Origin of the sequence: Ralstonia sp. UNC404CL21Col (assembly GCF_000620465.1) — a bacterium.
Taxonomy (GTDB): domain Bacteria; phylum Pseudomonadota; class Gammaproteobacteria; order Burkholderiales; family Burkholderiaceae; genus Ralstonia; species Ralstonia flatus.
This window is the reverse complement of the sequence record NZ_KK211140.1, coordinates 455,997-475,963: the sequence shown is the minus strand read 5'-3', so window position 1 is coordinate 475,963 and position 19,967 is coordinate 455,997. Positions and strand designations below refer to the sequence as shown.

16 protein-coding genes and 1 tRNA gene are annotated in these 19,967 nt (G+C 63.7%); 3 read left to right on the top strand and 14 right to left on the bottom strand.

The window, feature by feature from the left end; translation table 11 throughout:
* The first annotated feature begins 4 nt into the window (after nt 1-4).
* Nucleotides 5-1,282 carry a branched-chain amino acid ABC transporter substrate-binding protein gene (locus N511_RS0120115; protein WP_027680916.1) on the top strand — a complete coding sequence of 426 codons (1,278 nt, stop codon included), beginning with the start codon at nt 5-7 and terminating at the stop codon, nt 1,280-1,282.
* Nucleotides 1,283-1,298: 16 nt separating this feature from the next.
* Here N511_RS0120115 and N511_RS0120110 read toward each other — a convergent pair whose 3' ends face one another.
* From N511_RS0120110 to rpoD, 7 genes are all read right to left on the bottom strand, one after another.
* Nucleotides 1,299-2,294 (bottom strand): MBL fold metallo-hydrolase, encoded by a 996-nt coding sequence (locus N511_RS0120110; RefSeq protein WP_027680915.1) that lies wholly within the window; start codon nt 2,292-2,294, stop codon nt 1,299-1,301.
* Nucleotides 2,295-2,505: 211 nt separating this feature from the next.
* Nucleotides 2,506-2,997, bottom strand: coding sequence for a hypothetical protein (locus tag N511_RS0120105; protein WP_027680914.1), 492 nt, complete (start codon nt 2,995-2,997; stop codon nt 2,506-2,508).
* Between the two features lie 112 nt (nt 2,998-3,109).
* On the bottom strand, nt 3,110-3,934 hold the full coding sequence (locus N511_RS0120100; protein ID WP_004631054.1) for an OmpW/AlkL family protein: 825 nt from the start codon (nt 3,932-3,934) through the stop codon (nt 3,110-3,112).
* Between the two features lie 74 nt (nt 3,935-4,008).
* Entirely contained in the window at nt 4,009-5,268 is a 1,260-nt protein-coding gene (locus N511_RS0120095) for a DUF2957 domain-containing protein (protein WP_027680913.1), read from the bottom strand.
* A 90-nt stretch (nt 5,269-5,358) separates the two neighbouring features.
* Nucleotides 5,359-6,954, bottom strand: a complete 1,596-nt coding sequence (locus tag N511_RS0120090) for a DUF2957 domain-containing protein (RefSeq protein WP_027680912.1) — start codon at nt 6,952-6,954, stop codon at nt 5,359-5,361.
* Between the two features lie 739 nt (nt 6,955-7,693).
* Nucleotides 7,694-7,781: transfer RNA gene (locus tag N511_RS0120080), tRNA-Ile, on the bottom strand.
* Between the two features lie 106 nt (nt 7,782-7,887).
* Nucleotides 7,888-10,212, bottom strand: coding sequence for an RNA polymerase sigma factor RpoD (gene rpoD / locus N511_RS0120075; protein ID WP_231479650.1), 2,325 nt, complete (start codon nt 10,210-10,212; stop codon nt 7,888-7,890).
* Between rpoD and N511_RS25545 the strand changes: the two genes are divergently transcribed.
* Nucleotides 10,205-10,585 (top strand): hypothetical protein, encoded by a 381-nt coding sequence (locus N511_RS25545; protein ID WP_231479649.1) that lies wholly within the window; start codon nt 10,205-10,207, stop codon nt 10,583-10,585. The genes rpoD and N511_RS25545 overlap by 8 nt on opposite strands.
* A 108-nt stretch (nt 10,586-10,693) precedes the next feature.
* Here N511_RS25545 and dnaG read toward each other — a convergent pair whose 3' ends face one another.
* The 3 genes from dnaG to N511_RS0120060 form a co-directional block, all read right to left on the bottom strand.
* Nucleotides 10,694-12,505 (bottom strand): DNA primase, encoded by a 1,812-nt coding sequence (gene dnaG / locus N511_RS0120070; RefSeq protein WP_027680910.1) that lies wholly within the window; start codon nt 12,503-12,505, stop codon nt 10,694-10,696.
* Between the two features lie 46 nt (nt 12,506-12,551).
* Nucleotides 12,552-13,001 (bottom strand): GatB/YqeY domain-containing protein, encoded by a 450-nt coding sequence (locus N511_RS0120065; protein ID WP_027680909.1) that lies wholly within the window; start codon nt 12,999-13,001, stop codon nt 12,552-12,554.
* 131 nt (nt 13,002-13,132) lie between these two features.
* The gene (locus tag N511_RS0120060) at nt 13,133-14,356 is read right to left on the bottom strand and encodes an NAD(P)/FAD-dependent oxidoreductase (protein WP_027680908.1); all 1,224 of its coding nucleotides are present in this window, start codon (nt 14,354-14,356) and stop codon (nt 13,133-13,135) included.
* 97 nt (nt 14,357-14,453) lie between these two features.
* Here N511_RS0120060 and tsaD point away from each other — a divergent pair, with 97 nt between their 5' ends.
* Nucleotides 14,454-15,497: a tRNA (adenosine(37)-N6)-threonylcarbamoyltransferase complex transferase subunit TsaD gene (gene tsaD / locus N511_RS0120055; RefSeq protein ID WP_027680907.1), complete on the top strand. Its 1,044-nt coding sequence runs from the start codon at nt 14,454-14,456 to the stop codon at nt 15,495-15,497.
* Between the two features lie 46 nt (nt 15,498-15,543).
* Here the strand turns inward: tsaD and folE2 are convergent, their stop codons facing one another.
* From folE2 to N511_RS0120035, 4 genes are all read right to left on the bottom strand, one after another.
* On the bottom strand, nt 15,544-16,350 hold the full coding sequence (folE2, locus tag N511_RS0120050) for a GTP cyclohydrolase FolE2 (protein WP_027680906.1): 807 nt from the start codon (nt 16,348-16,350) through the stop codon (nt 15,544-15,546).
* Nucleotides 16,351-16,609: 259 nt separating this feature from the next.
* Nucleotides 16,610-18,520, bottom strand: a complete 1,911-nt coding sequence (dxs, locus tag N511_RS0120045; RefSeq protein WP_027680905.1) for a 1-deoxy-D-xylulose-5-phosphate synthase — start codon at nt 18,518-18,520, stop codon at nt 16,610-16,612.
* 56 nt (nt 18,521-18,576) lie between these two features.
* Entirely contained in the window at nt 18,577-19,476 is a 900-nt protein-coding gene (locus N511_RS0120040) for a polyprenyl synthetase family protein (RefSeq protein ID WP_027680904.1), read from the bottom strand.
* On the bottom strand, nt 19,473-19,760 hold the full coding sequence (locus N511_RS0120035; RefSeq protein WP_027680903.1) for an exodeoxyribonuclease VII small subunit: 288 nt from the start codon (nt 19,758-19,760) through the stop codon (nt 19,473-19,475). The genes N511_RS0120040 and N511_RS0120035 overlap by 4 nt, the downstream gene beginning before the upstream one ends.
* Between the last annotated feature and the right edge of the window lie 207 nt (nt 19,761-19,967).

Here is a 19,967-nt window from a genome sequence, read left to right as displayed (position 1 = left end):
AGACATGCTCGCAGTGATCCGCTTTGCCCGTCCGTTGTCCGCATCGGCTTGTGCGGCAGCGTTGCTGTTCGCACCGCTGGCCCATGCCGCAGACCCGGCGCCGATCAAGGTGGCGTTCATTGATCAGCTGAGCGGGCCGCTCTCGAATGTGGGCGAGCAGTTTCTGGCGAATCTGAAACTCGGTATCGACGATGCCAATGCGCAGCCGCAAGGCGTGCTCAACGGTGCGCGCTACGAGCTGTCGACCTACGACAACAAGCTCTCGGCGCAAGACAGTCTGTCGGCGCTGCAGAGCGCCATCGACGCCGGGGCGAAGATCGTCTTCACCGGCGGCTCGGGCTCGTCAGTGGTGGCGGCGATGGTGGATGCGGCCACCAAGCACAACGAGCGCAATCCGAACAGCCGTGTGCTGATCATCAACTACGCATCAATCGACCCTGACCTGACCGGCGCGCATTGCAGTTTCTGGCACTTCGCCACCGAGGCCAATACCGCGATGAAGATGCGCGCGCTGGCCAACTTCGTGAAGACGCAGCCCGATATCCGCAAGGTCTATTCGCTGAACCAGGACTACGCGCACGGCCGGCTGTGGGCGTCGCTGGGCAAGCAGATGATCTCGGCCGCGCGGCCCGACGTGCAGTTCACCGGAGAAACGCTGCACCCGATCGGCAAGGTGAAGGACTTCGCGCCTTACGTCTCGAAGGCCAAGGCGACGGGCGCAGACACGCTCCTCACCGGCAACTGGGGGCAAGACCTGAACCTGCTCATCAAGGCTGCCGGCGACATGAGCTACGACGTGCGTTATCTGAACCACAGCGGCGCGGGCGCGCCGGGAACGGTGCTGGCCGTGTCGCAGGCCAAGATCGGCAAGGTGACCTGGGTGTCGGAATGGACGCCGGGTAACGGCAACGCCCAACTGATGCAGATGGATGCGCGCGTGCGGCAGACGCCGGCCGGGGAGCACTTCGCACCGCGCACCGTGTTGTCCGTCGAGCTGGTCACGGACGCCATCCGCAAAGCCAATTCGACCGATCCGCTGAAGATTGCGCTGGCGCTGGAAGGTATGCAGAAGCAGAGCTTTCTCGGCGACGTCACGATGCGCAAGGTCGACCACCAGTTGCTCCTTCCGCAGGTGGTCTCGACGATCGCGCCGGTGGACGGAAAGACCGTCAAGGTCGGCTACGACGGCACCCAGTGGGGCCACAAGACGGAGAGCACAACCGCGGCCAAAGACCTGGACCTGCCGACCGCTTGCAAGATGAAGCGGCCGGCCGGCACTTAAACGGTCAGGCCGAAAATCAATCAGCGCGGTCCGTGCGCAGCGGGCCGTATTCGATGGGCACCCAGGCGAAGGCATTGCCATCGCGGCGCACGTGGCCCAGGCCCGGGAACGGCAGATGTGCGCCGGCCACCCACAGCTTGTCGCGCGCTGCTTCCGCAAACAGCTTGCGGCGCGAGGCGATGGCGGCCTTCTTGTCGACGTCGTATTCAAACGCGACCTCGGGGTGCTGGAACTGCACGGCATGGCTGTGCACGAGGTCGCCCCACACCAGCAGGCTGCGTCCCTTCGAGGCGAACAGATAGCCGCTGTGCCCCGGCGTATGCCCGTTGGCGACGACCGAGCGCACGCCCGGCACCACCTCATCGCCCGGCTTGAACTGCTTGAGCTTGCCCGCTGCCGCATACGGCGCCACGGAGTCGCGCGCCATCTTGAAGAACGGCTGCATGTCGCTCGGCTTGGAAGCGGCGATCGTTTCGCTCAGCCAGAAATCGGCTTCCGGGGCGGCCACATACACCTGCGCATTCGGAAAGGCCGGCTGGCCCTGCGGCGTCAGCAGTCCGCATGCGTGGTCCGGATGCAGGTGCGTCAACAGCACGGCGTCAATCTGCTCGGGCTGATAACCCGATGCGCGAACATTGCCGGCCAGACCGCCCATCGTCGGACCAAAGCACGTGCCCGAACCCGTGTCGACGAGGATGCGTTTGGCACCCGTGTCGATCAGAAAGCCGTTCACAGCCGTCTGCATGCCCGGCGTGTTTGCTATAAACATCCGCGCTAGCAGGCTCTGCACCGATTGCGCGTTTAGGCCGAGCAAGGTCTTGGCGGGCAGATCGGTGTAGCCGTCGTAGAGCGCGGTCACAACATCGTCGCCGAGCGCCATGCGGTAATAGCCTGGCACTTGGGTGCGTTGTTGCGTTGGCGCGGCGGCGGCAGATGCTGGCGTCTGGGCATAGGCGGATCCGATGGACGCCACCATCGCTGCGGCCACGGCGACTGAAGTAAGCAAACGCATGTCTTGGCTCCCGTAAAAGGCCGCTGCCCCGGTGCAGCGGCAAAAGCCGGATCATGCCATCGCCGCAGCACATTGCATTGCCGCCATTGGCGACAGGGGTATTGCCCAGAGAGAAATACGCGCCCCAAAAGAAACAAGGCCCGACATGCCGGGCCCATGCTTCAGACCAATCGACGGCGGCTGCGCAACCGCCCGTCAACCGGGTACGTGCTTATTGCACGTGGAACTTCGGCGTCGATACCACCGTGCCGCTCACCGTGCAGTCCGGCGTGAGCAGTGCGTTGGTAAACGTGAGCGACGAGTTCGGATCGTTCCAGGCGGTCACGACCTTGCTGGGGCCGCAGCTGCCCAGCAGGAACACGTTGACCGCCGCATTGTTGATCGACAGCTGGGTGGTGCTGTCGGCCTGGCCTGTCCACGGGGTCGCGCCGGAGATGAGGCCGCACGTCCCGCCGCCGGTAAACGATGTGGACGTGATGTTGACGATGCCCGAAGGCGTGATCGTGCCGGTGAAGGTCGCTGTGCAATTGGCGCTGATGGAGCCTTTGGACAGCGTGGTCTGGCCGGTGACCGAGAATGGCTCGCCATTCGGGTTCATCGGTTGACCATCGACACGCGAAACGGTGACGGCAAGTGCGGGTGTGGCTGCTACGGTGGCAAGTGCGAGTGCAACTGCAAGAGATACGACTTTACGTGTGCTCATTTATTGCCTCACTAGAACTGACGGTAGAAACCGCCTTAAGAATGCGGCGCAAACCAGTTCCCGCTCGATTCACGCCGCGCCGATTAGCCAGGCGCAGACAGCCGACACCCGGCTAAAACTTGTACGACACCCCAACGAACGTGATGATCGGATTGGCCTTGAGCGTGGTCTTCGTAGTGGCCAGCGTGGTGCCGTCCGATGCCTTGATGACGGTCGCCGCTTCGGTCTTGAGCGGCAGGTACGACACCGTTGCCGTCAAGGCCCATTGCTTGTTGATCGCGTAGCTCGCCCCGAGGTTGAAGATCGGCGCCCACGACGAGGACGACTTCCCCTCGACATACGTCGGCCCAGGCTTGCCCGCCCCCGCTGCCAGGACGCTGCCCAGTTCGCGATTCACGGCCGCCGCAAAGTACGGATTCAGCTCGATGTTGGTGAAGAAGCTGTAGACGACACCCACGCCCACGAACGGACGGAACGTCGACTGCGCGTGCCCGAAGTACCACTGCAGAATGACCCCGGGGCTCCATTGGCGCGCCTTGCGCACGGCCGGCTGGTTGGACGGGTCGTCCAGATCGACGTGGCCGAGCGCCCCTGCGGGCCCGGGCGCGCGGATCACGCCATGCCCGGTCAGCTTGAATTCGGGCGGCACGCCGGCAATCGTGGTCAGCGCAATGTTGTCGGTAAAGAAATGCGTAAGCGTCAGGCCCAGCGTGTTGGCGTTGCTCACACGCAGCCCGCTGTTGGGCGACGTGAAGCTGCCGGGCAAGCGCAGCGGATCATTGATCGGCGCGTTGATCACGCTCGTGGTCAGGTTGTTGCTCGAGTCCTGCGGCATGATGTGGAACCAGCCCACCGTCGCCACGTTGTCACCGGCCTGCTGCGCCATGGCACCTGCGGATGCGCAGGCCGCCATCAATGCGACAGTCAGTTTCTTCATGATGCTTCCTCCTGTTGTTCTGAGCGGAGCGCGGTGGTCTGTGCCGCGCCCCGTGGCGTGTTATTCCGGAAACGTCACTGCACGAAGGCGCCCACGGTGAAGTACGGGTTCTTCGTATCGCTCATGTCCAGGAAGCCGAAGGTCTTGCCGGTAAAGATCAGCTTGCCCGTCGGGGCTGAGCCGGCCGGTGCGCTGGTCTGCGTGGTGCGGATCACACCCGGGACGCTCTGCGTGAAGTCGAGATTCAGCGGTCGCGCCAGCGCTGCCTGCGATGCGTTGAACGGATCGAGCATCGTGGCCTGCGCTCCCACCAGCGCCGTGGCACGGTAGTTGAACGTGCTGTCCACACCCGTGTATTCGCCGTCTTGCGAGCCCTGCGCGATGTTGCCGACCGGTGCCATGATCGAAATGCCGGACTCGTCATCTGCCACCGGCGGGCCGGCCGTCAGATCGGAATTGGCCGCACCGACGCGGATGAAGATCGGCACGAGCTGGCCATACAGCTTGCCCACGATCATCACGCCCTTGCCCGCCTTGGCCGGGTCGAGCGACGACACCGTTGCCGGCACCTGCGGCTGATAGTTCAGCGTGGTGAAGGCCGGCGCATCGCCGCGCAGCGTCAGCTTCTGGTTGACCGTCGCGCTTGACGTCAGGCACGCCCCGCCGTTCTTCACGCCGAGGTTGTCGCACTCGGTGTAGGTGCCATCCGCATTGATGGTGAACCGCGCATCGACCGCCTGCTGCGAGAAGTTCTGCGACGGCACCTGGTGATAGCCGAGCTGGTTGTAGTTGCCCGCAATCTTGTTCAGATCGGTCTCGGTGTTCGAGAAGCTGATGAACGGGTAATACGGGAACGTGGTTTGCGGAATCCTGCCCACGCCAACGATGCCGTCGAACTGGATCGTCGCGCCCGGAATCGTGCCGCCCAGCACGCCCTGCCCCAGGAAGAACCGCGCCGGACGGCTCGGATCGAGGCTCGCATTATTCAGGCGGAACGCGCACTGGTTCAGTTTCTCGGTCGGCAGCGCCGTCTCTTGCGTGAGCGTGCCGGTCTGCACGTTATTGGGCGCCGTATCGCGGGTGGGCGCCACGGTGCCCGTCTTGACCGGAATCGGCGAGGCCAGATACGTGATCTGGTACGTCATCTTCGTCGTGTCGAGCTGCACCTTCACGAGTTCGCCCGAACCCGACCCGCCAGTGAAGACGGTGTTGTAGTCGATGGCCTGCGGACACAGGCGCTGGATCACCGGAGCGGGCGAATCATCACCGCCGCCTCCGCACGCTGTCACCATCGGTGCGCAAGCGAGCACGACCAACCATTTACGCCATTGCATTTGCGTTTCCTCCGTGTTGTTGTTCCGTCGCGGCGGCGCAGCGTGCACAGGTCACGCACGCCGCCGCATGGGGTTTCGTTGGTGCGCGCCTCACTGGACGAATGCGCCGACCGTGAAGAACGGGTTGTACTTGTTGTTGTTCATGAGCATTGCGTACACGTTGCCCACCTTGACGGCCACGCCGGTGTCGCCGGCCTTGAACAGCGCAACGTTGCCGCTGGCGCCCTTCGCGTTGAAGTCGTTCTGCGCGGTCACGATCAACTTGCCTGGCGAGCTTTGCGTGTAGTCGAGCCCGAACTGCGCCGTCACACGCGACGTGAGCGGGTTGATGAAGGCGGCGGTGCCGTTCTGGAACAGCGTGGAGGTGTAGTTGGCGGCCAGCGTCGATACAGCCGTGCCGTCGTTGCAGTTGCCGGCGTTGGCGTGGAAGAAGCCACCGCTATAGGAGCCTGACAGTTCCGGGTGATCAATCGTCGCGTTCAAGCCGTTGCCGCTGGCAGGCGCACCGCTCGGGCCGTTGTTGGTGACCACGCCGCATGCCGAGCCGCTGGTCGCCCCGACATAGCCACCCTTGAGTGCGTTGGCCGGGATAGCGGTTGCGGGCGAGAGGATCGAGATGCCGATCTGATCATCCGCCACCGAAGCCAGAAGGTTCGCCGGATCGCTATGCGAGTAGCCGACACGGATCACCACCGGCACCACCTGCCCGTTGAGCTTGCCGGCAATCAGAATGCCCTTGGCCTGACTTGGCGCCAGCAGCACCAGCGGCGAGACCTGGCCCACATACGGATACGGCACGCTGCTGCTGGTCGGGTTGCTGACAAACACGTTGTCTTGCGAGCCATCGGCGTTCTGACGCAGCGTCCACGGGGTACCCGTCGTGTGGCAGGAATAGTCGATCCCTTCCGCCGTACACGTGCCATCGGCATTCAACGTTTGCGTCCAGTTGACGGCATCAGGTTGCCAGCCTTGCGGCGCCGAGGTCTGGCTGCCCGAACCCGTTGGCGTGACATGCACACCGAGCTGGTTGTAGCGCCCCGCCACCTGCGAGAAATCCGTCACCGTCTCGGAAAAGCCCAGGAACGGATAGAAATCAAACGTGCGCGAGGGCACCGCGCCAATCACGACCCCCGGAATCGGCTGGATGCCGTCGAACTGGATGGTCGCGCCGGGAATGCCGCCCCCCACAATGCCCTGGCCGACAAACAGCATCGGCGGGTCTTGTGGATTCACCGTGATCGCGTAGCTGTTGTCCGCCGTCCTGCCCGACTGCAGCACGAAAGCACAGCGGTTCTGCTCCGGCGTCGGCAAGTTGGTCGGATGGACGAACGTGCCGTTGATGGTCAACCCCTTGCGCGTCGTATTGACCTGGCCCGCCGACGTCGGCACCGACGATTCCAGAAACTGCATCTGGTACGTGTTCTTGCTCGTGTCGAACTTGACCTTGATGTACTCGCCGCTACCCGAGCCGCCCGTGTACGTCGTCGTGTAGTCAAGCGCTGCCGGGCACAGACTGGTCGGCGTGCTGGGCGTGGTAACCGCTCCGCTAGGCGGGCAAGAGCTGCCCGAACACTGCGCAACGTCCGACGAGCCGGGATCATCCGCCCCGCCGCACCCGCCAATAAACGGCATGGCCACTATGCAACTGGTTGCCATGACAACAAAAAGATGACGTCGACTACCCATGGTTGTCTCCTCACGTTTTGAAACTTGTTGTGTTTTGGGCCGGCGAATGTGTGCGACAGCCGGTCAATACCCCGTCTGCCGGCAAACGACAGCCGGCAGCGCACGATCTGCCCCGTCGGCAGATCGACTTGCAAACGTCAAAAACGACGGGCGTGCTTTGGTCGCGTTACCGACGGTCGGCCGGTATCACGCAGATCGGCGAGGTGCCGATCCCAAGAACAATCGAGGTAATGCTGCTAGCGTGGACGCACCTCGCCACCGCTGCTGCAGTGGTGACGATGGCGATGACGCGCGTGGGCACGCGCAAAAGCGGAATGCTGGAAGGGCCCGTTTTGAATGCGTAACATCCTGTGTCTCCGAAGGGTACGCTACTGGCTATTTACTTATCGTTATGGCCGAAACTATGGTCCGGTCAGAGTATGAAGTAAATAGAGATTTCATTCAAAACAACTCCCGCAATCTCTCGCGCAAGCAGGCACGGCGCGGTTTGGCGACTTTTCAAACGAGGGAATGAAACCGTTTCGTTTGAAGCGTTTTAAACCCCTCCCCTCCGATTGGGGGGAATGTGGGTGCAATGCGGGTTATTCAATTATGTCGAAATGAATATATTTCGCCGAAAGCGAAGGCGGTAGCAAAATACGCTCCCGAAACAATAAGGCGCGCAAGACAGGAGAAAGCCGCCACATAACATGGCGCGCAAACGCGGATGAAGGGAGCGAAAAAGGCAGGAGGGAAAGGATGGTGGGCCGGGTGGGATTCGAACCCACGGTGTCCTTTCGGAGGCGGATTATGAGTCCGCTGCCTGCAACCAGCACGGCGTCCGGCCCTGTCAAACAGGAAAAAAAGAGACCCGGCGCTTAGGCCGGGCCTGGTGCGGGATTTTACCCGAAAGTGGGCGCAAGCCCACTCGGAAAATCGCCTGCTTCGCTAGAATCAGCTTCCCTCAAGGAAGCTCTTCAGCTTGTCGGAGCGGCTCGGATGGCGCAGCTTGCGCAGTGCCTTCGCCTCGATCTGACGGATACGCTCGCGGGTCACGTCGAACTGCTTACCGACTTCTTCCAGCGTGTGGTCGGTGCTCATTTCGATACCGAAGCGCATGCGAAGCACCTTGGCTTCGCGCGGCGTCAGCGAATCGAGCACGTCCTTCACCACACCGCGCATGGAGCCATGCAGCGCTGCTTCGGCCGGGGCCAGCGTGTTCGTATCCTCGATGAAATCGCCCAGATGGGAATCGTCGTCGTCACCGATCGGCGTTTCCATGGAGATCGGCTCCTTCGCGATCTTCATGATCTTGCGGATCTTGTCTTCCGGCATCTCCATCTTCTCGGCCAGCGTTGCCGGATCCGGTTCGTTGCCGGTTTCCTGCAGGATCTGACGCGAGATGCGGTTCATCTTGTTGATCGTCTCGATCATGTGCACCGGAATACGGATGGTGCGCGCCTGGTCGGCGATCGAACGCGTAATGGCCTGACGGATCCACCACGTGGCGTACGTCGAGAACTTGTAGCCACGACGGTATTCGAACTTGTCCACCGCCTTCATCAGGCCAATGTTGCCTTCCTGGATCAGGTCGAGGAACTGCAGACCGCGGTTCGTGTACTTCTTGGCGATCGAGATCACCAGACGCAGGTTGGCCTCGGTCATCTCACGCTTGGCCTCACGGGCGCGGCGCTCGCCTTCCGACATCTTGCGGTTGACGTCCTTCAGCTCGGTCAGCGGCAGCACCACGCGCGCCTGCAGGTCGATCAGCTTTTGCTGCAGTTCGTGGACGGCCGGCACGTTACGCTCGACGATGGTGCTGTACGGCTTGCCGTCAGCCACCACGGTCTCGATCCACTTCAGGTTCGTCTCGTTGCCCGGGAAGCGCGCAACGAAATCGCCGCGCGGCATGCCGCACTTGTCGACCACGATGTTCAGGATGGCACGCTCAAGCTTGCGCACTTCGTCCACCTGGCCGCGCAGCGTGTCGCACAGACGCTCGACGTTGCGTGCCGTAAAGCGGATCGTCATCAGTTCGGCCTGGATGGCTTCCTGCGCCTTCACGTAAGGCTTGGACTTGTAGCCTTCCTTCTCGAACGCACGGCGCATCTTGTCGAACTGCTCGCCGATCACACCAAACTTGACCAGTGCAGCCTGCTTGAGTTCTTCGAGTTGACGGGCCGAAGCTGCGGCAGCGCCGGCACCTTCGTCGTCCTCGTCTTCCTCTTCGTCGCCCTCTTCTTCGGCGTCTTCTTCCTCGAACTCCTCTTCTTCCTCGGCGGCGGCAGCGGCCTCGGCTTCAGCGTTCGGGTCGATCAGGCCGTCGATGAATTCGTCGATCTTGGACTCATCGTTGGCCACGCGCTCGCCCATGGCGAGGATTTCCGAAATGGTGACCGGGCAGGCCGAGATGGCCATGACCATGTCTTTCAGGCCGGCTTCGATGCGCTTGGCGATTTCGATTTCGCCTTCGCGCGTGAGCAGCTCGACCGTGCCCATTTCACGCATGTACATGCGGACCGGGTCAGTCGTACGGCCAAATTCGGAGTCAACCGTCGACAGCGCGGCTTCGGCTTCTTCTTCAGCCTCTTCTTCCGTGGTCACGGAAGGCGCGTTGTCGTTCAGGAGCAGCGTTTCGGCGTCCGGAGCCTGCTCGTACACGGCAACGCCGATGTCGTTGAGCGTGGCAACCAACGTTTCCATCGACTCCACGTCGACCATGTCGTCGGGGAGGTGGTCGTTGATTTCAGCGTAGGTCAGGTAGCCGCGCGATTTGCCCAGCTTGATCAGCGCCTTGAGCTTCTGGCGGCGGGCCTCAAGCTCTTCTTCCGAACCGCCTTGCTGCGAAGCAGCGAATTCCTTGAGCAGGGCTTTTTCCTTGGCCTTGCGGTCACGGGCCTTCAGCTTTTCGGTTTTCGGTGCCGGAGCGGCGGGGGTGTCAAATTCTTCAGTCACGTCCGTGCTGCTGTCATCGTCTGCCTGCGTCTCTGCCTTGGGCTTGCGGCCGCGCTTCTTGGGCTCGGCTGCGACCTCGGCGCGGGGCGCGGGAGGAGTTGTGGGGGTGGCCCCTGCCTGGGCGGTGCGCTTGGTGTCTTCCGCGGTTGCCTTGGCTGGCTTGGCTGCGGTGCTGGTACGAGCGGTACCCGTCTTGGTTGCGCTTGCGCTGGCAGTGGTCTGCTTGCTCTCGACTTCGGTAACTTTCGATTTCGCCACGGTGGTTGTCTTGCCCTTGAGTGCGACGGAAGCGGCTGTGCCGCCAGGTCTGGCGCTCGTGCTCATCGACGTCGAGACCTTGCCTGAGGTTGAAGATTGGATCGCGCCCTTTGTGCGCGCTGTCGGTTTGACAGTCTTGGCGGTGACGGTGATATCGGCGGTCTGGCGCGGCTGGGTTTTCCCCGTCTTTGCCGGCGCAGTGGCCTTCACTCCTGTCGATCCCGCCTGCCCTACATGGGTCCGACCATTCGCGACTTTCGCCGTTCCCGCTGGTGGCTTTCCTCCTCCCGAGCCGCGCGCCGATGAGGATCGCTTGGCAGAATCAGAAGCAGGACTGGCCTTGGAACCGGCCTTCGCGGAGGTCTTCACCTTCACCATGGGCACGCTCACTCCCCCAAAAATGGGAAAAAGGACTTGCAATCCAAACCGGCTATTCTAGCACGCCAGACCCAGCCGGTCTAAACGAAAATCGGGTTTTCGCCTGAAAAATCAAGGGGCTACCCGCAATTGCCCGCCCCGCTTGGAGCTTGGCTCTGCGGCTCATGCGCTACACGAGCTGCCGGCGGCGGCTGATTTCGCCTACCAGCCAGCGCATGCGCTCCTTGTCGTCGTCGCCGGCATGACCGGCTTCCATCTTGCGCTGCAACATCTCCAGCTCGCGCTTCAGCGGCTCGGCGAGCATCTTTTGTACGGCGGCGTCGAATTCGGACATGGCCGGCTCCAGTTCGATGTCGTCCTGGAGCACAGCCGTACGCAATCCGGCGAAGGCTTCGGCGTAGGGCGTCTGGCCCAAGCGCTCAACAAAGGCGCCGAAGTGCACTTCCGGCCCCGCAGCATCGCATTCGGCCAGCAGCGCCGCCAATACCTCACCTTGGGGCAAATGGGGCGCTGTCAACTGGGTACGGGCATCGGCATCGAGCCGGGCGGCCAGCGCGGGGTAGCGCATCAGCAGCCGCAGCACCTTCTGCTCAAGCGCCGTGGGTGCGGTGCGGGCCACGCGTGGGCGCTTCTGCGTCATCCGCCCCGCTTGCGCAGGGTCGCTGCGAAGGCCGCACAGCGCCTCGATGTCGGCGGGCGTGGTTCCAGTCATTTCGGCCAGGCCGCGCACGATCTGCAGGCGCAGGCCGCCGGCCGGCATGGCGTTCAGCAGCGGCTTGGCCTCATATTGGGCGCGCGCACGGCCCTCGGGTTGGCGCAGGTCGAGGTCTTCGGTCACTGCCTGCAGCAGGAAGCGCGACAGCGGCATCGCATTGTGCACTTCACGGGCGAAGGCCTCGGTGCCCTCTTCGCGCACAAAGCTGTCGGGATCGTGCTCGGAGGGCAGGAAGAGGAACTTGATCGTTTTGTTGTCGGTCGCGTGCGGCAGGCAGGCCTCGAGCGCACGACGGGCGGCGCGGCGCCCGGCGCTATCGCCGTCAAACGAAAAGATGACGGTGTCGACCTGCCGCAGCAGCTTCTGCACGTGGACGGGCGTACAGGCCGTGCCCAGCGTGGCCACCGCATTGGCAAACCCCAGCTGCGCCAGCGCGACGACGTCCATATAACCTTCTACGACGAGCACGTAGTCGAACTCGCGGATGGCGTTGCGCGCCTCAAACAGGCCGTACAGTTCTGTGCCCTTGCTGAACAACGGCGTTTCGGGGGAGTTCAGATATTTCGGCTCGCCCTGCCCCAGCACGCGGCCGCCGAAACCGATCACCACGCCCTTGGTATTGCGGATCGGGAACATGATGCGATCGCGAAAGCGGTCGTAGCGGCGGTGCGAGCCATCGGCGCCGGTCTTCTCGCTTTCGATGACGAGCCCGGCTTCAATGAGCGGTGCCGCAGTGGCGTCTTCGCGATACGGACCGAACACGGCTTCGAGCGATTGCCAGTCGTCCGGCGCGTAGCCGAGACCGAAGTGCGCGGCAATCTCGCCGGTCAGGCCGCGGCCCTTGAGGTATTGGATGGCATTGGGAGCGCTGCGCAGCTGCTTGCGGTAGTGCTCGCAGGCGCGGGCCATGACGTCGCCGAGCGCGACGGTCTTGGCTTGCTGTTCGGCGCGGGCTGCAGGCGGCAAGCCACCGCGCTCTTCGGGCACCACCATGCCGACGGACTGCGCGAGGTCCTTGATGGCCTCGACGTAGGACTGCCCGGAAAACTCCATCAGGAAGCCGATCGCCGAGCCATGCGCGCCGCACCCGAAGCAGTGATAGAACTGCTTCGTGGGCGAGACCGAGAACGACGGGGACTTCTCGTTATGGAACGGGCACAGCCCCATGAAGTTGGCGCCGCCCTTCTTCAACTGCACGTAACGGCCCACCACGTCGACGATATCGACGCGGTTGAGCAGGTCGTCAATGAACGGCTGCGGGATCACGCGGGGTGCGCCCCTTGGATGTGGATGCGGCGAGTGTGGAGGGGATTCAGGCGCCGGTCAGGGCGGCCTTCACGCGTGCAGAGACTTGCGTCATGTCGGCACGGCCGGCCAGCGCCGGCTTGAGGACGCCCATCACCTTGCCCATGTCCTGCGGGCCCGAGGCACCGACCTTGGCCACGGCGTCACGCACCGCCGCGTCGACTTCGGCTTCCGACAGCTGCGCGGGCATATAGACCTGCAGCACAGCCACTTCTGCCGCTTCCTTGGCAACGAGGTCGTCACGGCCGGCTTGCTGGAATGCGGTGATGGAATCCTTGCGCTGCTTGAGCATCTTGTCGATCACGGCCAGCACGGCAGCGTCATCCAGCTCGATGCGCTCATCCACTTCGCGCTGCTTGATGGCAGCCTGCAGCAGGCGGATCGTGCCGAGACGATCCGTTTCCTTGGCGCGCATGGCCGCCTTCATGTCTTCCGTGATCTGGGCCTTGAGGGACAACTGCGACATTCCGAACTCCGATAAACGGCAAAACCCGCTTGGACGGTGGTCCAGCGGGTTGCAAACTTGGAAAAATGGATCACTGATCGTAGCACAGAACCTGGACAGTTCCAGAACCGATCCGTGGGGGATCAGCGGGCGGAGGCAGCCTCTCCCGCCGCGACGGCCGAAGCCCACGCCCATTGGAAGTTGTAGCCGCCAAGCCAGCCCGTCACGTCGACCACCTCGCCGATGAAGTACAGGCCGGGCGCCGATTGGGCTTCCATCGTGGCGGAGGACAGCGCGCGCGTATCGACCCCGCCGCGCGTCACTTCGGCCTTCCGATACCCTTCGCTGCCCGACGGAGTCAGTTCCCAGCGGTTCAGCGCCACGCCAAGGGTGCGAAGCACCTTGTCGGGCAACTCGGCAATCGGGGCCTGCGGGTTGGCACCGTGCGTGGCGCACCAGGCCTGCGCGACGCGTTCCGGCAGGCGCTGCGCCAGCACCGTACCGAGTTGCTTGCGCGAGCCGGATTTCTCGTCGCACAGCCACTGCCCGGCATCGGTGTCGGGCAGCAGATCGATGAGAAGCGGCTGGCCGGCATTCCAGAAGCTGGAGATTTGCAGCACCGCCGGACCCGACAGCCCGCGATGGGTGAGCAGCAGATCTTCGCGGAACGTCGTCGCGCTCCCCTTGCGACCGCCCTTGCCCGGGGGCTGCGCAACGGTCACGTCCACTTCCATCGACACGCCTGACAACGCCGAAAACGGAGCCCAATGCTCAGCATTGAAGGTGAGCGGCACCAATGCCGGGTGCGTCTCAACGATCTTCAAGCCGAACTGCCGCGCAATGCGATACCCGAAATCCGTCGCACCGATCTTCGGAATCGACAGGCCGCCCGTGGCGATCACCACCTTGTTGGCGACGATCTCGCCTGCGCTGGTCGACAGACGATAGGCCTCGCCGTCCTTGCCGATTTCAGCGATGGAGCAGCCGGTGCGCCAGATCACATTGCCGCGCTCGCATTCCGTTTCGAGCATGCGGATGATGTCTTCCGCGCTGTCGTCGCAGAAAAGCTGGCCCTTGTGTTTCTCGTGATACGGAATGCGGTAGCTGGAGACGAGGCTGATGAAGTCCTGCGCCGTGTACCGCGCCAGTGCTGAACGGCTGAAGTGCGGGTTGTTCGACAGGTAGTTGGCGGGACCCGCGTTGACGTTTGTGAAATTGCAGCGGCCGCCGCCGGAGATGCGAATCTTCTCGGCCAGTTTCGTGGCATGGTCGAGCAGCACCACGCGTGCGCCGCGCTGCCCGGCCACGGCCGCGCACATCATCCCGGCCGCGCCTGCGCCGATCACCGCTACATCGCACCGCATCATGATCGCTGCGCCGCCCTATTCTTGAAGAAACCGCGCATTTTAACTTGTGCTATCTTCGGCGGCCTTCCCATTGCACATTCCTCACGCCCCGCTTGCCATGCTGGTCCTCGGCATCGAATCCTCCTGTGACGAAACCGGCGTCGCCCTGTACGACACCCATGCCGGTCTGCGCGCGCATGCGCTGTATTCGCAGATCGCCATGCACCGCGAATACGGCGGTGTGGTGCCCGAGCTGGCCTCGCGCGATCACATCCGCCGCGTGATTCCGCTGCTGGAAGAGGTGCTGGCCAAAGCGGGTGCGACGCGCGCGGACATCGACGCGATCGCTTACACGAAAGGCCCGGGGCTGGCCGGCGCGCTGCTCGTTGGCGCTTCGGTGGCCAATGCGTTGGCGTTTGCGCTCGGCAAACCGCTCGTAGGCGTGCATCACCTGGAGGGGCACCTGCTCTCGCCGCTGCTGGAGGCGGACCGGCCGGAGTTTCCGTTTCTGGCGCTGCTCGTCTCGGGCGGGCATACGCAGTTGATGCGCGTCGATGCCGTCGGCCAGTACACGCTGCTCGGCGAGACGCTCGACGACGCCGCCGGCGAAGCCTTCGACAAGACTGCCAAGCTGCTCGGCCTAGGCTATCCGGGCGGCCCTGCTGTTTCGCGGCTCGCCGAGTTCGGTAACCCGGGCGTGTTCGACCTGCCCCGACCGATGCTGCATTCGGGCAATTTCGATTTCTCGTTCGCGGGCCTCAAAACGGCGGTGCTCACCCAGGTGCGCAAGCTCAACCTGACCGACAGCCAGGCCTGCCACCAGCCGCGCGCGGATCTTGCCCGGGCGTTTGTCGACGCCATCGTCGAAGTGCTCGTCAAGAAGACGCTGCGCGCCGCACGCGAGCATGGCCTCAAGCGCATCGTCGTGGCCGGCGGCGTGGGCGCCAATCGCCAATTGCGCGAAGGGCTGAACGCCGAGGGCAAAAAGCGTGGCCTGCGCGTCTACTACCCCGATCTGCAGTTCTGCACCGACAACGGCGCCATGATCGCCTTTGCCGGCGCGATGCGGCTGCAGGCTGACCCCGCCCAAGTGCAGGACGGCTACGGCTACGGCGTGACGCCGCGTTGGGACCTCGAAGACATCCGCATCCACCAAGCATGAAAAAAGCCGCTCGGTTGAGCGGCTTTTTCTTGGAGCGGTGCGTCGATTACTTATCGGTGCGCTTGTCGCGCTCGATCAGCGCATAGGCGCTGTGGTTGTGAATCGACTCGAAGTTTTCCGCTTCCAGCGTGTAGGCGACGATGCGGTCGTCCTGGTTCAGGCGCATGGCGATATCGCGCACCAGGTCTTCCACGAACTTCGGGTTTTCGTACGCACGCTCGGTCACGAACTTCTCGTCCGGGCGCTTGAGCAGGCCCCACAGTTCGCACGAGGCTTCTTCTTCGGCCATGCGGATCAGCGATTCGACCGGCGTATCGGCCGCCAGCTCGGCGTCGATCGTGATGTGCGAACGCTGGTTGTGCGCGCCGTACTGCGAGATCTTCTTCGAGCACGGGCAGAGGCTCGTCACCGGCACCAGCGCCTTGACGCGGACCTTCGTGTGGCCGTCGCGCACTTCGCCCATCATCGTCACTTCATAGTCCATCAGCGACTGCACGCCCGACACCGGGGCCGTCTTGCTGACGAAATACGGGAAGTGGACTTCGATACGGCCGGCGTCGGCTTCGAGCTTCTCCAGCATCTTTTCCAGCAGCAGCTGGAACTGCGCCAGGTTCAGCGGCTCGCGCTCTTCTTCAAGCAGCGCGACGAAGCGCGACATGTGCGTGCCCTTCTGGTCGGCCGGCAGATGCACGTCGAGGTTGTAGGTGCCGACGGTGTTCTGCACGCCCGAAGGCGTCTGCAGCGACATCGGGTAACGCACGCCACGCACGCCAACACGCTGAATGGGAATCTGGCGGGTATCGTGGCTGGACTGCACGTCCGGCATCGCGAAAGCCGGGTTCATATCGTTCATGATCGGTTTCCTTTACGGTCGCCCGGCCATCGCAGTCGGCCGGCACGCAACGAGTGTGAAACCGCGGAACCTGGCTGATGCTGACCACCCCTCAAGTGATCGAATCGGCCCATCCCGCGACTGCGCACACAAAATTCAGAAATAGGACTGGCGGAGTGTAAAAGAAATTTCCTACCTTTGCAGTCAACTACTCAAACCCGCAGCCGCAATACGGGTGATTGATTCTGCCTATGAGGTAGCGCCAGAAGTGCTTCATGCTTCAGGCGACGCGCGGGGCCGCAGCGCGCGGCTGTACGGCAAAACGCTCGCGGATGGAGGCCAGGATGCCGTTGGCATCCAGACCACATTGCGCCAGCAGCGCCGCATGGTCGCCGTGATCGACGAAGCGGTCAGGCAAGCCCAGCTGCAGCACCGGCGTGGCGATACCGGCGGCGGCCAGCGCTTCCAGGCAGGCGCTACCTGCCCCGCCCATCACGCAGCCTTCTTCTACGGTGACCACGTAATCGTGCGTGCGGGCCATTTCCAGCACGCAGGCCACGTCGAGCGGCTTGACGAAGCGCATATTGACGACGGTCGCGTCCAAACGCTCGGCCGCTGCCGACGCCGGGGCCACCATCGAGCCAAACGCAAGAATCGCCACACGCTGGCCAGCCGGGGCCGCGGAAGCGTGGCGCACCTCGGCCTTGCCCAACGGCAGCGGCTCCAGCGTCGGCTGCACCGCCACGCCCGTGCCGGCACCACGCGGATAGCGCACCGCTGTCGGGCAATCCTGCGCAAAGGCCGTGCTCAGGAGTTGGCGGCATTCGTTCTCGTCGGCCGGCGTCATCACCATCATGTTGGGGATGCAGCGCAGGTAGGCGATGTCGTACGCACCCGCGTGCGTGGCGCCGTCTGCCCCGACCAGGCCTGCGCGGTCCAGCGCGAAGACCACCGGCAGATTCTGCAGCGCCACGTCGTGAATCAGCTGGTCATAGCCGCGCTGCAGGAACGTCGAATAGATGGCGACGACCGGCTTGAGCCCCTCGCATGCCAGGCCGCCGGCAAAGGTGACGGCGTGCTGCTCGGCGATGCCGACGTCGTAATAGCGGTCGGGAAAGCGCTGTTCGAACTCCACCATCCCGGAGCCTTCGCGCATGGCGGGCGTGATACCCACCAGGCGCTTGTCGGCGGCCGCCATATCGCACAGCCACTGGCCGAACACCTGTGTATACGTGACCTTGGCGGGGCGCCCCGAAGGCTTGATGCCCTCCTGCGGATTGAACTTGCCCGGGCCGTGATAGAGGATCGGATCAGCCTCGGCCAGCTTGTAACCCTGGCCCTTCTTGGTGACGACATGGAGGAATTGCGGGCCGCCGCCTTCGCGCGCGCGCTGGCGGATGTTCTGCAGCGTCGGCACCAGCGATTCAAGATCGTGCCCGTCGATCGGGCCGATGTAGTTGAAGCCGAACTCCTCGAACATCGTGGCCGGCACGAACATGCCCTTGGTGTGTTCCTCGAAGCGCTTGGCGAACTCGAGCACCGGCGGCGCCACCGACAGCAGCTTTTCCACGCCCTTCTTGGTGGCCGCGTAGAACTGGCCGCTCATCAGCCGCGCCAGATAGCGGTTCAGCGCTCCCACCGGCGGCGAGATCGACATGTCGTTGTCGTTCAGCACCACCACCAGCGGCAGGTCTTTATAGACGCCCGCGTTGTTCATCGCCTCGAACGCCATGCCGGCGCTCATCGCACCGTCGCCGATCACGGCAATGGCGACGCGGTCTTCACCGTTGGTCTTGGCGCCCAGAGCCATGCCCAGCGCGGCCGAAATCGACGTGGAGGAGTGTGCGGTGCCGAACGTGTCGTACGGGCTTTCGCTGCGGCGCGGGAAGCCGGAGATGCCGTCCAGCTGGCGCAGCGAGCCCATCTGGTCGCGGCGCCCGGTCAGAATCTTGTGCGGATAGCTCTGGTGGCCGACGTCCCACACGATGCGGTCTTCCGGCGTGTTGAAAACGTAATGCAGTGCGATCGTCAGTTCGACCGTGCCCAGGTTCGACGACAGGTGACCGCCCGTTTGCGAGACGGAATCGAGCACGAAAGCGCGCAACTCGTTGGCCAGCGGCCCGAGCTGGCGGCGGTCCAGTCGGCGCAGGTCGGCCGGATCGTCGATGGTGTTCAGAAGTTCGTACGTCATGTGGGACCGCCGCTCAGGCGTTTTGGCAAAGACTTCTAACGTCGATGCAATGTTGTTCAGTGGCCACGCCGCACGATCAGGTCGGCCATCTCGGCCAATCGGACGGTACGGGCCTTGCCCAGTTCGCGGGCCAGTTCTGCGACCGCCGCTCCCGCCGCAGCATGCAGCTCATCGGCCAGCGCCCGGGCCTTGTCCAACCCGAGGATGGACACGTAAGTCGGCTTGTCGTTGGCCTCGTCCTTGCCGGCGGTTTTGCCCAGCGTTGCAGTATCGGCCGTCACGTCGAGGATGTCGTCGACCACCTGGAACGCGAGGCCGACAGCACCCGCATATGCATCGACATGCTCCAAGGCAGCGGCATTCACGCCAGCACACAGCGCGCCCATCCGCAGACTCGCCCGTAGCAACGCTCCGGTCTTCATGCGGTGCATCGCCTCCAGCTCGTCCTGCGACAGCGCGATGCCCACGCTTTGCAGATCGATAGCCTGACCGCCCGCCATCCCCAGCGAGCCCGAAGCACGCGCCAATTCACCGACCAGCACGGCCCGCGTCGCCGGGCTCAGGGCACCCAACTCGGCCAGCACGATGAACGCCTGCGTCTGCAAGGCGTCGCCGACAAGCAGAGCCGTCGCTTCATCATAGGCGCGATGCACGGTCGGTCGGCCGCGGCGCAGGTCGTCGTCGTCCATGCAAGGCATGTCGTCGTGGACGAGCGAATAGGCGTGGATCATTTCCACCGCGCAGCTCACGCCGTCAAGCGCCTCCAACGATGCATCGCCCAGCGCACCGGCAGCGTGGGCCAGCAGCGGACGCACGCGCTTTCCCGCCCCGAGCGTGGCATAGCGCATGGCGGCATGCAGACGTTGCGGCGCGACGGTTTCGGCTGGCAACGTGTGCTCGAGCGCGCTTTCCGTCCGCGCGACCACGGACGCCATCCATTGGGCGAAATCGCTCATGCGTCGCCCTGCTCGTTCGCGTTGGAGTCGTCGCCCAACGGCTTCAGGGCATCGCCGTCCAGCACACGCACTTGCTGCTCGACACGTTCCAGCACCTGCTGGCAGTACTTGACCAGCTCAGCCCCGCGTCGATACGCCGCAAGCGAGGCCTCCAGCGGCAATTCACCGGATTCCATGCTGGCGACAAGGGTTTCGAGTTCGGCCATGGCCGCTTCATAGGAAGCCGGCGTAGCGGAGGGCGTGGCGGACGCGCTGCTGGAGGCGTCGTTTGAGGCACGGGGCATGCCGGTTGCGAATCAGAAAAGGACAATCCGGCATTTTACGGCAATTCCGCGTGCGTTCTGCGCACATCCCACAGGGTGCGAGATGACGATTCGTGGTCGCGACGCGAGGCAGCGCCCATCTGACGGTCAAATAGCCGGCGGCGGAAAGGGTTCGAAAATCAGGGACTTATCAATTTCCCTGGGGTACAATCCCCCCCTTTCCTCCAA

Excerpts from the sequence above, each read along its gene's own strand:
- N511_RS0120115 (WP_027680916.1), top strand. The coding sequence starts at position 5 with ATGCTCGCAGTGATCCGCTTTGCCCGTCCGTTGTCCGCATCGGCTTGT.
- N511_RS0120110 (WP_027680915.1), bottom strand. The coding sequence starts at position 2,294 with ATGCGTTTGCTTACTTCAGTCGCCGTGGCCGCAGCGATGGTGGCGTCC.
- N511_RS0120105 (WP_027680914.1), bottom strand. The coding sequence starts at position 2,997 with ATGAGCACACGTAAAGTCGTATCTCTTGCAGTTGCACTCGCACTTGCC.
- N511_RS0120100 (WP_004631054.1), bottom strand. The coding sequence starts at position 3,934 with ATGAAGAAACTGACTGTCGCATTGATGGCGGCCTGCGCATCCGCAGGT.
- N511_RS0120095 (WP_027680913.1), bottom strand. The coding sequence starts at position 5,268 with ATGCAATGGCGTAAATGGTTGGTCGTGCTCGCTTGCGCACCGATGGTG.
- N511_RS0120090 (WP_027680912.1), bottom strand. The coding sequence starts at position 6,954 with ATGGGTAGTCGACGTCATCTTTTTGTTGTCATGGCAACCAGTTGCATA.
- rpoD (WP_231479650.1), bottom strand. The coding sequence starts at position 10,212 with ATGAGCACGAGCGCCAGACCTGGCGGCACAGCCGCTTCCGTCGCACTC.
- N511_RS0120060 (WP_027680908.1), bottom strand. The coding sequence starts at position 14,356 with ATGATGCGGTGCGATGTAGCGGTGATCGGCGCAGGCGCGGCCGGGATG.
- tsaD (WP_027680907.1), top strand. The coding sequence starts at position 14,454 with ATGCTGGTCCTCGGCATCGAATCCTCCTGTGACGAAACCGGCGTCGCC.
- folE2 (WP_027680906.1), bottom strand. The coding sequence starts at position 16,350 with ATGAACGATATGAACCCGGCTTTCGCGATGCCGGACGTGCAGTCCAGC.
- dxs (WP_027680905.1), bottom strand. The coding sequence starts at position 18,520 with ATGACGTACGAACTTCTGAACACCATCGACGATCCGGCCGACCTGCGC.
- N511_RS0120040 (WP_027680904.1), bottom strand. The coding sequence starts at position 19,476 with ATGAGCGATTTCGCCCAATGGATGGCGTCCGTGGTCGCGCGGACGGAA.
- N511_RS0120035 (WP_027680903.1), bottom strand. The coding sequence starts at position 19,760 with ATGCCCCGTGCCTCAAACGACGCCTCCAGCAGCGCGTCCGCCACGCCC.